Source organism: Vibrio sp. V39_P1S14PM300, from assembly GCF_009904765.1.
Taxonomy (GTDB): domain Bacteria; phylum Pseudomonadota; class Gammaproteobacteria; order Enterobacterales; family Vibrionaceae; genus Vibrio; species Vibrio proteolyticus.
The window spans coordinates 1-13,047 of sequence record NZ_WXWP01000096.1; the positions used below are offsets into that span (position 1 = coordinate 1).

11 protein-coding genes are annotated in these 13,047 nt (G+C 51.2%); 3 read left to right on the forward strand and 8 right to left on the reverse strand.

The genetic code is table 11. The annotated features are described in order from the left end of the window. Both CAG65_RS22165 and trpS read left to right on the forward strand, forming a co-directional pair. Positions 1 to 190: hypothetical protein (locus tag CAG65_RS22165; RefSeq protein WP_237668742.1), on the forward strand; the 190-nt coding region annotated here is incomplete at its 5' end. 163 nt (positions 191 to 353) lie between these two features. Then, positions 354 to 1,361 carry a tryptophan--tRNA ligase gene (gene trpS, locus CAG65_RS04400; protein ID WP_161452435.1) on the forward strand — a complete coding sequence of 336 codons (1,008 nt, stop codon included), beginning with the start codon at positions 354 to 356 and terminating at the stop codon, positions 1,359 to 1,361. Positions 1,362 to 1,489: 128 nt separating this feature from the next. Here trpS and CAG65_RS04405 read toward each other — a convergent pair whose 3' ends face one another. The 5 genes from CAG65_RS04405 to fni all read right to left on the reverse strand — a co-directional run bounded on the left by CAG65_RS04405 (position 1,490) and on the right by fni (position 5,669). Then, a complete protein-coding gene (locus CAG65_RS04405; protein WP_021703569.1) occupies positions 1,490 to 1,897 on the reverse strand; it encodes a hypothetical protein in 408 nt (135 codons plus the stop codon). Between the two features lie 140 nt (positions 1,898 to 2,037). Next, the gene (locus CAG65_RS04410; RefSeq protein WP_161452437.1) at positions 2,038 to 2,679 is read right to left on the reverse strand and encodes a MarC family protein; all 642 of its coding nucleotides are present in this window, start codon (positions 2,677 to 2,679) and stop codon (positions 2,038 to 2,040) included. A gap of 140 nt (positions 2,680 to 2,819) precedes the next feature. Beyond that, complete coding sequence (locus CAG65_RS04415; RefSeq protein WP_337247542.1) at positions 2,820 to 3,590, reverse strand: fumarylacetoacetate hydrolase family protein; 771 nt, start codon at positions 3,588 to 3,590, stop codon at positions 2,820 to 2,822. 136 nt (positions 3,591 to 3,726) lie between these two features. Beyond that, positions 3,727 to 4,569, reverse strand: coding sequence for a CHAD domain-containing protein (locus tag CAG65_RS04420; RefSeq protein WP_161452441.1), 843 nt, complete (start codon positions 4,567 to 4,569; stop codon positions 3,727 to 3,729). 74 nt (positions 4,570 to 4,643) lie between these two features. Next, a complete protein-coding gene (fni, locus tag CAG65_RS04425; RefSeq protein ID WP_021703573.1) occupies positions 4,644 to 5,669 on the reverse strand; it encodes a type 2 isopentenyl-diphosphate Delta-isomerase in 1,026 nt (341 codons plus the stop codon). A gap of 308 nt (positions 5,670 to 5,977) precedes the next feature. Here fni and CAG65_RS04430 point away from each other — a divergent pair, with 308 nt between their 5' ends. Next, on the forward strand, positions 5,978 to 8,359 hold the full coding sequence (locus tag CAG65_RS04430) for a glycoside hydrolase family 2 protein (protein ID WP_161452443.1): 2,382 nt from the start codon (positions 5,978 to 5,980) through the stop codon (positions 8,357 to 8,359). 56 nt (positions 8,360 to 8,415) lie between these two features. On the opposite strand, the gene CAG65_RS04435 is transcribed toward CAG65_RS04430, so the two are convergent. From CAG65_RS04435 to CAG65_RS04445, 3 genes are read right to left on the reverse strand one after another with little or no spacing between them, the layout of a single operon-like run. Then, positions 8,416 to 9,708 carry a lysine N(6)-hydroxylase/L-ornithine N(5)-oxygenase family protein gene (locus CAG65_RS04435; RefSeq protein ID WP_021703575.1) on the reverse strand — a complete coding sequence of 431 codons (1,293 nt, stop codon included), beginning with the start codon at positions 9,706 to 9,708 and terminating at the stop codon, positions 8,416 to 8,418. 44 nt (positions 9,709 to 9,752) lie between these two features. Continuing rightward, on the reverse strand, positions 9,753 to 10,727 hold the full coding sequence (locus CAG65_RS04440; protein WP_161452445.1) for a GNAT family N-acetyltransferase: 975 nt from the start codon (positions 10,725 to 10,727) through the stop codon (positions 9,753 to 9,755). Then, positions 10,717 to 12,939 carry a TonB-dependent siderophore receptor gene (locus CAG65_RS04445; protein WP_161452447.1) on the reverse strand — a complete coding sequence of 741 codons (2,223 nt, stop codon included), beginning with the start codon at positions 12,937 to 12,939 and terminating at the stop codon, positions 10,717 to 10,719. The genes CAG65_RS04440 and CAG65_RS04445 overlap by 11 nt, the downstream gene beginning before the upstream one ends. Between the last annotated feature and the right edge of the window lie 108 nt (positions 12,940 to 13,047).

Genomic DNA, 13,047 nt, shown 5'->3' on the forward strand with positions numbered 1-13,047 from the left:
CATCATGTCATCGATAAATACATCACAGATTATGGAAAGTGTCTCTTTATTGCCAATTAACTATTTTAATTTCGGTATAAATACTCGTTATAGTCGGTTTTTCTCAGAGCGTTTCCGTCAGCTATACTTGGCCAACAGCTCCAATGTTCAACGCAAATTTGATTTGCCCTACGCTGAAAATGTGTGTTAGCTTGCAGATATGAAACCGATCCAATCCCTTCGTACACAAACCATGTTCTGGTGGCGCTCTCTCTGAGCGGCACTGAATTTCTACGTTCATTCGCCGCCGGAAGGTAGCGAATGATCTCAGGCATAGCGACTCTCCGGCGGCAGCAATTACAGGAGATATTGATATGCAAAACGAACGAAAAACCATTCTGACCGGAGACCGGGCCACTGGCCAACTGCACCTCGGCCATTATGTTGGTTCACTGAAACAGCGTATTGATCTGCAACATCAGCATGATCAAACCATTCTGGTGGCGGATATGCAGGGGCTGACTGACAATGGGCATACCCCGGACAAAGTCGCATCAAACATCCTTAATGTGGTCGCCGATTATCTGGCAGTTGGCATTGATCCGGCCAAAACCACTATTTGCTTACAGTCGCACATTCCGGCTTTGGCCGAGTTGACGATGTTCTACAGTAACCTGGTCACCATTTCGCGTCTAGAGCGCAACCCGACGGTGAAAAATGAAATCCAGTCCAAACAATTCGGGCGCTCCATCCCGGCCGGCTTTCTGACCTACCCGATCTCGCAAGCCGCAGACATTACGGCTTTTCGTGCCACCCACGTCCCTGTCGGAGACGATCAATTACCGATGCTTGAACAGACCAATGAAATTGTCCGTAAGATCAACAATCTGGCAAATGAGTCTGTACTCGTTGAGTGTACGCCGATGCTGAGCCATACACCGAGATTACCCAGCACCGACGGCAAAAATAAAATGTCCAAGTCACTGGGCAATGCCATTAACCTCGGGGCAACGGAAAAAGACATTCGTGCGGCGGTCCATTCAATGTATACCGACCCTAATCACCTGCGTATCGAAGATCCCGGCCAGGTGGAAGGCAACATCGTATTTACCTACCTTGATGCTTTTCATCCGGACACCGCCCACGTGGAAGCTCTGAAAGCCCACTATCAGGAAGGAGGGCTCGGTGACGGGAAAGTCAAAGCTGAACTTGAGGCTTGTCTGCAAGCGCTACTGGCGCCGATCCGGGCCCGACGGAATGAATTGCTCGCCGACCGCGCTTATCTGTGTGACGTGTTACGCGCAGGTACCGAGCGCGCCAACCATCAGGCAACCCAAGTCGCGGACGCTGTGAAACGCGTTTTCGGCCTGAACCTATTTTGAGACAAGCATGTTGCGCACTGGTCATTAACTAGAATCCGTCCGTCTGCTGGCGGATACCAGCCGCTTAAAAAAAAGCACAACGCCCCACTTCAGTGAGGCGTTGTGCTGTTAACAGCGAATCTGCCAGGTCAGTCGATGTCGCAACTGATGCTGGATATCGGCGTCTCTGAGGTTGTAAAACAAACGTAGGCCGTTGCAGGTAGATTGGGACCGACACGGATTTTACTCACACTCAGATCGTCTTGTTTAAAGTTCACTTCATGTGAACGGCGTGTCGAGCCATCAAAATAGGTGGCCTCAAAGCGCTCGCGCAACCAGTCGACTTGTCGCCCGCGGGTCACCGCCGTGGTAAACGTCACATTGGCGCATCGCATCGGCGGCTTGCTGACGATCATCGCCTGCTCAGAGTCACGGTCAAACTGAACGGCTTTGACTGTGGGCTCAATATCGATGGGTTGAAAGCTCTCGACCTGACACTGGCTGGCAGCTTGCGCAATCGGTGATAAGGCTAGCAAAACAATTCCGGTCCACTTCATAAACCTGACTCCTTATATCGGTACGGCTGACAGGATAGTTATTCTCAATGACCGACATTTAACTACATCCTGATGCGTCACACCAGCGTCATGCTTTAAAGCTATTGATTTCATTGGTATTACTAAGCTGCCTTATCCATTCAGTGAAATACCGTTTTGTATGCTTCCGCAATGCCATCAATCAACATCTGAGTACCAATGACGGCCAGAATGAGGCCCATCATTTTCGTGATCACATTTAGAGCGCTTGGGCCAATCGCTTTCACCAAACGTTCGCCAGATAAGAACAATACGTACGTCAGTATGCACAACAATCCAAACGACACGACCGTCACTACCGTTTCAATCACACCGCCGGTTGTTGCGAAGTTCATTGCGCTGGCAATGGTCCCCGGACCTGCCAGGATCGGAGTGGCTAAGGGCGAGACGGCAATACTCAGCACCGCATCACTTTGCTGCGGAGAGTACGCCTTTTCTTTGGTTTTGCTGTGTGTGCTATCGCCCTGCAGCATATGAAAGCCGATCAGAAACACCAGAATGCCACCGGTAATACGCAGGGCATACAAAGTGATCCCGAATAAATCAAAAATGACTTTGCCGGACACCGCAAAGGTGGTCACGATAATAAAAGCAATCAGAACAGAACGAAATGCAACCGACTTGACCATCGAGCGCTCGGCATCGGCAGTCAGGCTTAGAAAAATAGGGGTGTTGGCAATGGGGTTCATTATCGCAAACAACCCCATAAACACCGTCACGATATGGATGATCAGTTCTTTCATACCTTTCCTTTCGAAATATCAATCAATTACGTCAGGTTAGTATAGGCATGATTTCGGTTGGCGCGCTATGGTGGCGCGATTTCTTACCAGAGCATGAGTCAATCGACTGCGCTGACCCGGTTGGTCACACTCCCAACACCTTAAATGGACACTTCTATCTCATCCCCGTCGCGCAGCGCCTCAGTTCGTCCAGGCGTGCCCATAAAAATCAAATCCCCGGGTCGTAAAACAAAGTACTGACTCAGATACGCAATCACCTTGGCGGGTTTATGGATCATCGTACGCATCGTTTCTTGCTGAACAACTTTGTTGTTGAGCCGAGTGACCACTTCAAGATCACGAAAATCTACTCCTCGGGTGATCCGGGCACTCACCGGCCCAAACCCGTCACTGGATTTCGCTCGTATCCACTGTAAATCCTGAGCCTGCCACGTCCGCTCGGTCAGATCATTGCCAACCAGATAACCGAACACCGCGCTCATTGCATCGGCTTCACTGATATTTTGCGTGGTTTTGCCAATCACAACCACCAGCTCACCTTCAAAGTGCAGATTCTTTGCACCAGCGGGTAACACGACCTGCTGCCCTGACGGGATAAGGGAACTGTAAAGTTTAACGAACATCGGTGGATCAGCTCGTGCGGACGACGCCATGTGGCTGGCGAAATTCAGCCCGACCGCGTACACATTGCCGGGAGCCACCGGCAGGAGAACCGTCACCTCAGACAATGACAGGCTCTGCTCAGACAGTTGAAACGTATCGAACAAATTACCGACAACTGGTTGAATTCTGGTGCCCTGAATCAAGCCATATTGAACCGTGCCACCGTGCAAATACCTCACATACTGCTCTACCTCTGCGGCCGCCGAACACGACCACAACAACACCAACAACAGATACACTCGCTTCACGATTCCCTCCGCACAGCGCACTAAACCAAACGTCGTATTATGAAGATAGTCCAAAAGTCTGAATTCGGTCAGAGCAGATAACCACTCCTGCCCCACCAAGGTGACGCTGTCACTAAATATTAATGATATGAAAGGATCAAACCTGACGAAGCGAATGCAATACTTCTTCCCACTCAGCTTGGAGTATCGCGTGTAATGCCTGAGCGGCGGCTTGATGGGCCGAGCCATTGGATAACTGCTGTTGATAAGCTGTCAGAATGGTTAATTGCACATGAAGGTCGTTCAATTCCCCTAACTTTGTCTGCCATTGTTTCCATGCATTCTGTGTACTCGATGTTAGCCAAACTTGATAAAACTCACCGCTGTAACGCAGCAACTTGGCTCGGATACGCAACCGATGAAGCTGCTCGGCATTCAAGCTTCCTATCTTTTGCAAGCGCTGTCTAAGCTGGCGGTGTTTCTTTTGATAGCGCCGACATACCCAAGCACTGTAGTCTCGATGTTTTAGCTTAGCTACGTGCCTGAGCAAAATGTCGGTCATATGATGAAAGAGAGGCTCCAGAGTCATCGGCGTCAACCGGGCGATCAGATGCTGGCGCGTGCGGGCTCGCTGCTCAGTCAACCACAAGCGAAAATGCACCTGAGCGTTAGTCTCAGCGACATCCAGGGTATCGAGTTTATTGATCAATACATCCAGATCGCGACAATCACCACTGCCGGACAATATGGTTTGTAATCTCTGATTTAACGTCAGATAGGGCTGCCCAATCAGTGTCTTATTGAATGTTAAAATACTGCGAACCCGGCGCAACGAGACCCGAAACTGATGCAAAGCTTCATCGCTGTGTGTCTCACGGTACAAGATAGCGTTCATACGGGCAATTGCAAACAACGCCAACAAACCACTGACTACAGGCGCAAGATTGTCGGCCCGCACCTGGCTGTCGACTTGGATTGAAGAACTGGGGACAAAATGCATTCTGCTGCCTCATGGTTTTCTTTCAGTATAGAAAGACGCAGTAAGATGAAAGCCGCTCAGAATGTCATAAGCCGTCAGAGGTTGATGAGAGGCGCCCTTTTCAGCATGGTGAGATCCCGGCTGCCCGTGCCAAAACAGGTCAACATCAGTTCAAAGCGTAGCTGCTCAAAGTGTTCAATCACCGCTTCGGTACTCAGGCTGGCCGCCCGGATCACAGCCCCTGCCTGACCGACAATATCGGCGCCAAGACGAATGGCTTTGGCTGCGTCGAGGCCGTTTTGAATTCCACCCGATGCAATCAGGTCCACTTCCGGGTGGGCGTCGCGAATACTGCGGAGACAATAGGCCGTAGGATTGCCCCAGTCCCGAAAAAGCTCCGCCGCTTTAGCCATTTTGAGGTCACGGTGACAGTAGCCCTCTACCGCAGCCCAACTGGTTCCACCTGCGCCCGCAACATCAATGGCCTGTGCGCCTGCGCTTATCAGTTGCCCGGCCACCGACTCACTGATACCGAATCCGACCTCTTTGACGATCACCGGCACTTTGACGGCCTGCACCACGGTTTCAATTGCGTCTAAAATACCGCACCAATTGCGATCGCCGCCGGCTTGCAACGCTTCCTGCATTGGGTTGACGTGAATAAACAGGCCATCAGCTTCGATATTTTCTACCGCGCGGTGCGCTACCTCAACCGCGTTTTCATGACGCAGCTGCGCTGCACCGATATTGGAATACAGCGGTACCCCTTGCGCCAGACGGCGAATCTTCGCCCCTAATCCGGTGTGGTTTGACTCTTCCAGACTGATGCGCTGCGACCCGACTCCCATTGCGATCTTCAGTTCGGCAGCCGCTTCTGCGAGGTTAGCGTTGATGTGTTCGGCATGTTTCGCCCCACCAGTCATGGAGCTAATCAAAAAAGGCATGGCCAAAGAGTGCCCCAAAAAGGTCGTCTGGAGATCAATCTCATCCAAATGACACTCTGGTAATGCACAATGCTCGAAATCGACACTTTCCAGGCCATTGGTCTTCGTGTGCATGCGCATATCGTGCTCCAGCACAGCTTCAAGATGAAGGTCTTTGCGGTTTTTGGCCTGGCTCATAACAACTCCTCGAGCAAAATGGGGGCGCAGTATCTCTGTCCGCCGATAGTGAGTCAATCATACCCGGTATGGTCTGGTGAAATCATCACCAGGATTAATTCATCAAAGCGCCACTCATGGTTAATTGTTGTCAATTAAATCAGTAAACACCCAGGTCAGAATTTGGTCAATTTGTACGAAGTTTTTGTCTCACTCGCAAGCAGAACAACAAAGCCATTGCCTGAGCAACAAGCATGAATAACCGCACATTTTCCCATCTCCAGCTGTGTTGCAATCCCAGTTCTGCAATCAAAAAACCGAACGAGATCATGATGGAACTGAACGGTGAATGGCGGCTCAGCTCGCCGCAATACCCCCACATTAACACGGCAATGCAATTACCCGGTGACCATTATTCTGCCCTGCTCGCGGGAGAGTTCATCCCCGATCCTTACTACGCAAGCAATGAAGCAGACGTTCAATGGCCGGCCTATTGCGACTGGCATCTGAGCAAAACGTTGCGCCTGGATATTTTGCCTCAGTGCCGAAAGCTGACACTGACGCTGAATAAAGTCGACACTTTTGCCAGTCTGTATATCAACAACCAGCTTGTGGTTCGTTGCAGCAACGCGTTCCAACAACATCAGATCAATATCCTTCCGTTTCTCAACATGGGTGACAATCACTTTGAATGGCGCTTTCAGTCAGCAGCCAAGCAAGCCCATAAGCACGCCGCAGCTCTGCCGTTTCCGGTGCCTTGGGCAGAAGGCAATAACCAGATCCCACACATGAACACGATACGTAAGCCGCAATGTCACAGCGGCTGGGATTGGGGGATTTGTTTGCCCGTCTGCGGCGTATTCGCCCCAATACAGCTGGTCGAGATCAACGAACAAGAACTGTATCACGTCGATGTCGAGCAGCAGTGGCACGACCTGACACAGGTGTCGGTGGTCGTCACGATAACGCACCGCCCAGCGCCACCGGCAACCGTTCAGGTTGAGTTTGCTTCTCAGCGACTGGCGGTCACAACTGACGCTTACAGCCGGAAGACACGTGTCGTGGTTGACGTCAACAATCCTATTTTGTGGTGGCCAAACGGCTATGGTGACGCACACTTGTATCCCTTACAAATCACGCTAGACCAGCAACGTATTCAAAAACAGATCGGGCTGAGGCAACTGGTACTGCGCACTCGTCCAGACCAAAACGGCAATGAGATGGTGTTTGTGGTTAACGGTATCGATATCACCGCCAAAGGCGCCAACTGGATTCCGGTGGACGCGATGCCCGGACGTATCACCCCAGCTCGCTACCGCAACTTATTGGAGGCGGCAAAAGCGGCCAATATGAATATGATCCGGGTGTGGGGCGGCGGCGACTACGAACAGGATATGTTCTATCAGCTGTGTGATCAGCTCGGCTTGTTGGTCTGGCAGGATCTGATGTTCGCTTGCGCCCAATATCCGTCAACTGCGGAATTTCTTGTTGAAGTGAAACAGGAAGTTGAGCATCAGGTCAGTCGTCTGAAACATCACGCCTGCCTCGCGCTCTGGTGTGGCGATAACGAAGTGATCGGCTCGCTCAACTGGTATCCGGAGTCACGCCACAACCGGGAGAAATACCTAGTTAATTATGATCGTCTCAACCGGATGCTGGAAGAGACCGTCACTCGTTGTGACCCTTCCCGGCGATTCTGGGCCAGTTCTCCATGCAATGGTGAGCTCGACTTTGGCGATGCCTGGCACGATGACAACAAAGGCGACATGCATTTCTGGGACGTCTGGCACTCAGGTAAATCCTTTTCCGCCTACCGTGAAGTCTCGCCCAGATTCTGTTCTGAATTTGGATACCAGTCGTGGCCCTCTCTACCTGAAGTGAAACAATTCCTTCCGGATGAGGCTCATAACATCACAGCCCAAGCGTTTGAACATCATCAGAAAAACGCTCGCGGCACCAGTATTATCACCGAAATGTTTACCCGCTATTTTCGTTTCCCGGATTGTTTTGAGCAGATGCTGTATCTGAGTCAGGTGCAACAAGCGATGGCCATCAGCACCGCAGTCGAGTCCTGGCGCGCCAAATCACCGCATTGCCGGGGAATGCTCTATTGGCAACTGAACGACAACTGGCCCGTCAGCTCCTGGTCGAGCATTGAATATTCAGGGCGCTGGAAGCAATTGCATTATCACGCAGTGCGCTTTTATCAGCCTTTGCTGGCCTGTTTTTCAGAGCAATCCGAGCAAGTGTGCCTGCACGCGATCAATGACTCAAGAGACGCCAAGGCGTTATGCGGAGAAGTGTTGTGGTTAAGTTGGGAGGGAGAAACTCGGGAGCGCTGGGTAGTCGATGAAATCATCCCAAGCAACCGTAATCAAGTGGTGTGGCAACGCAAGAAATGCTCGTTTCAGGCCGAATCGGGCGCGTTGTATTTTGTCTCGCAATCAGAGCCAACACGCAATACCTTCTGGCTGCCTGCTGAGCCAAAACGTTTACCGCTCCAGCATGCGGTCATCAGCGTACAGATGGATGGCCAACGTGTGCGGCTACAAAGCGATCTGCCCGTGTTGTACGTCCACCTGGAACACAGTGGCGTCACACGTTTCTCTGATTCGAGTTTTTTCTTATTGCCGGGGATGACACGTACGATTGAGATCGTGGAAGGCGCTTTGAACGAGGATGAAGAACTGAGGGTATATCAGCTTATCTGAGATAGAAAAGCCGTGACAACCCTACTTTGTCACGGCTTTATTTCACGGTCTAACGTCTAAGCGCTGACCGCCTGCTTGTGCTTGTCGGTATTCGCGAGGAGGGAGTCAACAACCTCTTGGGAACGCACCGCCAGCACAGACAGAAGCGTGTCACTCAGCCCATGGGATGTTTCGCAGCAACCTTGCAGGAAAACATTCACCTGGCAATTCTCTTTCATCGGCAAACGGTAGCGACGTTCTACCTGTTTGTCTGCCTTCATCGGTTCAAGCTTATTAAGCATCTGATTGAACATATCATAACGATAGCCAGTCGCTAATACAACCGCATCGTACTCTTGCCACATCTGGGTACGGTGAATACGATCGTGATAACGCAGTGACACTTTGCTGTCTTTCAGACCGACTTCCTGAATATCATGGCAGCGTAAATGCTGATGAGAACCTTCTCCGGTCACCTGCTGCATATACAAACGCTCGTAGATCGCATTTAGCTCTTCGGTGTCCACCACGGAATAGTTGGTGCCAGCAAACCGTGCCAGAATGTGCTTGCGTTCGTCCTGATTACTGTCGTAAACGTGATCCGTGAATTCCGGGTTAAATATCTCATTGACAAAGGCACTGTCATCCGCCGGATGTAACGCAAAGTTACGGTTCACCAGGTGCACTTCACCCGCTTCGTGGCGGTTGGTCAGATCGACAAAGATTTCTGCCGCACTCTGACCTGCGCCCACCACGGCAATTTTTGGCGCTCTGCCCTGGGTGTCAAACTGATCGCGCCAGACTTTATAGCGCGAAGAGTGCACCACTTTATCGTCTTCAAAACCGGCGAACAGTTCCGGAATTTTTGGCATCCCACCCATACTGATGATCAGATTTTTAGCAATACGTACGGTCTGGTTGCCATGAATGTCACTCGAAACCACACGTACTTTTTCAATTTGGCCCTGTTCTTCAATGGGTTCAATATCAATCACGCGCTGACCGTACTGAGCGACGGCATCAAACTGTTTCGCCACCCAGGTCAGGTAGTCGTTAAACTCGACGCGCGATGGTGTCAGGCTGCCGAGGTTAATGAATGAGTTCAACCGACCATGGGCATGGAGATAGTTAATAAACGAATACGGGCTGGTCGGGTTGCGCTGTGTTACCAGGTCTTTTAAGCAGGAGATCTGCATGCGGGTCCCATCGAGTAGCATGCCGCCATGCCATTCGAACTGCGGTTTCTGCTCCAGGAAGCAGTAACTTAAATCATGAGCCTGCGCCTGCTCTTCAAGCGCAATGGCGATAGAAAGGTTTGCCGGGCCGAAACCCACACCTAGCACGTCGTATTCCTTTATCTGGTCTGTCATTCTAAACCTCGTTATTTTTTCTGGACACTATCCATGAGATACCATCAAAAATGGTCGCTGAAGAAGGTATCTCTCAACTGACACATCAACGCTGCCCTCTTATGAGGGAAGTCGAATTCTTTTACTTTGGCGAAACCGTGTTTTTGCAGATAACCGATCATTTTGCCGTTGTCAGCACGTGGTTCACTGACAATTTTCTCTGTCCGTGGGTCGGACAGGTACAGGAAGTGGCACACCGACGGCAGCCAAGCCGCAACCTTATGCGCGCCACGGTGATGTTCTTCGCCCACCAGCATATGAATGCCACGGTCATAGTCACCGGCGTGGTAATACGGACCGATGCGATCTTCTTTGGTCCAATAGGCTTCAATGTAGGCAAACGGTTCGTTATTCAGGCAAACAACCAACAATTGATTTTTGTTGTTGGTAACCTGTTCTTGCAGGTAAGTTTTATGCTCTTCAAGGTTACCGGTCTGCTCCCAAAACGCCGCAACACGCTCACGGTTCTGCCAACGATGGAAGAACGGAAGGTGCGTTTCAACATCAAGCCCCACCAGAGTCAACGTCTGCTCAAGTTGCGGGATATAACGTCGGTACACTTCGCCCTGTTTTGCTTTGGCACGCATCGGATGATAGCCGGCTTTGGTCAGCACCTGCTTGTGCGGGTAAGGTTGAACATCCGCCTGCTTGAGCCACAACTGAGGTTGCTGCATCAAGGCTTCACGCCACAGTAGGCGCAGCCCCTGCTCACTCACGTAAAGTAACGGCTCCAATTCTGGGACGGTCACATCGCCAACGTCCAGACAACGGATCTCTGCCGTGTGCTCAAAAGCCAAAGCCAGCGCACGCAAGGTATCTTCTCCGGCCACACTCAACTGCTTAACCTGCCAGAATCCGTCCACTTCCTTGCTGACCAGCAGTTTGCCCAGCCCCAATTCCACACAGCACATATCGCCTTGCTGTGACACACTCTGCCCTGCGGGCAGAGTGTTCAGGCTTTGAGTCGCGTTACCAGTCATAACTGATGCTCGCGATGATGTTGCGGCGATCGCCGTACCAACAGTAGTAGTTACAAGTCGCAACGTACTCTTTGTCGAAGATATTCTTCGCGGCAACCTGGAACTTGTAGTCATCGAAACGGTAGCTGATGGTCGCGTCATACAAGGTATAAGACGGAACTTTGTTCTGCTCGTAGTTGTCACCGTATGTGTCACCGATGTAACGAGCACCACCGCCAATGGCCAGGCCATCCAGCGTACCACCGATAAAGCGGTAGTGAGCCCAGGCTGACGCCAGTTTGTCAGCTACCTGAGCCGGACGTTTGCCGACTTTCGCTGCATCGGTGTCTTCGGTGATTTCCGAGTCGATGAAAGACAGGTTACCAATCAGCGTCAGAGACGGTGTGACGTTGGCAACGGCTTCGAACTCAATACCGCGGTTGCGCACTTCGCCCACTTGGCTGACTTCATTCCCTGCCACTTGCAGCAGGTTCTCTTTGGTCACCTGGTAAGCGGCTACGTTAAAGTAACCATCGAAGCTGCGAGGCTGATACTTAAGACCGGCTTCATAGCTCTCACCACGTTCTGGTTTCGACGGCTGTTCTGCCAGACGCGTATCCAGAATCGGTTCGAACGACTGCGCGTAGCTGACATAAGGCGTCAGGCCAATATCACTGACGTATGCACCGCCCAGACTGGTGGTCCACTCTTCGTAATCGGCTTTCCATTTGTCACCCGTTGAGGTGTTGTGCTGCTTGTTGGTCGCATCGTCATAACGAACGCCCGCTTGCACCACCCAGCGGTTAGCAATACGCAGTTGATCCTGCAGGTACAGACCCAACTGGCGGTTTTCGATCTTACGTGTTTCGCGATCGGCATCCGTCAGCGGTTGGAAGGTTGATGAGTCAATCAGCACAATGTTGTTGGTGTAGCTTGGCTGATACACATTGAAGTTCGGATTTGGTAGCACACCAAGTGGCGTGTTGAGTAGATCATTACCATCTGCGACCAAAGGATCCGCCGCAAAATCTTTACTCTTGATCTTGATTTGCTGGTAATCGATCCCAGCCAGCAGCGTATGGTCTACCATGCCAGTGTTGAACGCGTAGACAATGCGGTTATCCATGTTGAAAGCGTCCGAATGACCTTCTTCGGTCGACGCGCCGCGCAACACAGTTTGACGCTCGCCCGTCGGATCCAACAATGGTCCCAGACCAGCGGTATCCGCCGAGTAATTTAATGAGTAGATCTGACGCAGATCGATGTCCATTCGACTGTATCGAGCCGCCTGGAAGAAAGACAGATCACTGTTGAACGCATGTTCAAACTCATAGCCCAGTGACAATTGTTCACGTTCGAACTTTTCCCAATCCGGGTTACCAATCGCGGTGCTGTCAGAAATTTTGCCATTCGGATTGTCCGTCAGCGTGCCTTCCATCGGCAGGAACTGAAGATATGGATCAGAGTCGTCTTTCTGATAGCTGGTCAATACCGTCAGTTTAGTGTCGTCGCTGATTTTCCAGGCCAGTGATGGTGCCAGGAACAGTCGCTCGGCTTCTACATTATCGACGCGAGTGCCGTTTTTACGACCCAGAGCCAGCAATCGGAACGCCAGCTCATCGTTGATCTCGCTGTTCACATCCAGGCTAATCTGCTTACGGTCAAAAGAACCGTACTCAACGGCAACCTGGCCTGAGCCACCATCAAATTGTGGTCGTTTGCTGACCACGTTGATCACACCGCCCGGTGGGTTTTGTCCATACAGGACCGAAGCCGGGCCACGCAAAATTTCAACTCGTTCCAGACCGAACGGGTCGATCTGCCAGCTGTAGAAGCCGGCCGAATAAAGACGCGTACCGTCCTGATACAAGCCTGCGCCCGCTTGCTGGAAACCACGAATAACAAACCAGTCCTGCTTGTTATCTTCACCGTAATAGTTGGTTTGGATGCTTGGCGTGTATTGCAACGCATCCGAGATGCTGACCGATGCGCGGTCATCCATCTGTTCACGAGTCACCACGGATACCGCTCGAGGGGTTTCACTGATGGGTAAATCGGTTTTGGTTGCAGTACGACTACTGATACCAAGGTAGCTGAAATCAGGGCCAACAGAGCTGTCTTCCTGTTGACCAACCACCACTACTGTCTCTTCTTCTGCTGCTTGTACCGCACCAGCCGTCAAAGCTAGTACCACTGCGAGCGACGTCTGGCTAAGCATAAAGTGCCGACTCATGTCTTTCTCCTTGTATTCGGCGCCAATAAATAATTCAACTAATAGTTATGATAATTATTATCATTAGCATTAAATTGCTAACGGAGTGTAACGAGTTTTCGTTAGAAA

Bases quoted from the DNA above. Each gene is read 5' to 3' on its own strand.
- trpS (WP_161452435.1), top strand. From the start codon at position 354: ATGCAAAACGAACGAAAAACCATTCTGACCGGAGACCGGGCCACTGGC.
- CAG65_RS04405 (WP_021703569.1), bottom strand. From the start codon at position 1,897: ATGAAGTGGACCGGAATTGTTTTGCTAGCCTTATCACCGATTGCGCAA.
- CAG65_RS04410 (WP_161452437.1), bottom strand. From the start codon at position 2,679: ATGAAAGAACTGATCATCCATATCGTGACGGTGTTTATGGGGTTGTTT.
- CAG65_RS04420 (WP_161452441.1), bottom strand. From the start codon at position 4,569: ATGCATTTTGTCCCCAGTTCTTCAATCCAAGTCGACAGCCAGGTGCGG.
- fni (WP_021703573.1), bottom strand. From the start codon at position 5,669: ATGAGCCAGGCCAAAAACCGCAAAGACCTTCATCTTGAAGCTGTGCTG.
- CAG65_RS04430 (WP_161452443.1), top strand. From the start codon at position 5,978: ATGATGGAACTGAACGGTGAATGGCGGCTCAGCTCGCCGCAATACCCC.
- CAG65_RS04435 (WP_021703575.1), bottom strand. From the start codon at position 9,708: ATGACAGACCAGATAAAGGAATACGACGTGCTAGGTGTGGGTTTCGGC.
- CAG65_RS04440 (WP_161452445.1), bottom strand. From the start codon at position 10,727: ATGACTGGTAACGCGACTCAAAGCCTGAACACTCTGCCCGCAGGGCAG.
- CAG65_RS04445 (WP_161452447.1), bottom strand. From the start codon at position 12,939: ATGAGTCGGCACTTTATGCTTAGCCAGACGTCGCTCGCAGTGGTACTA.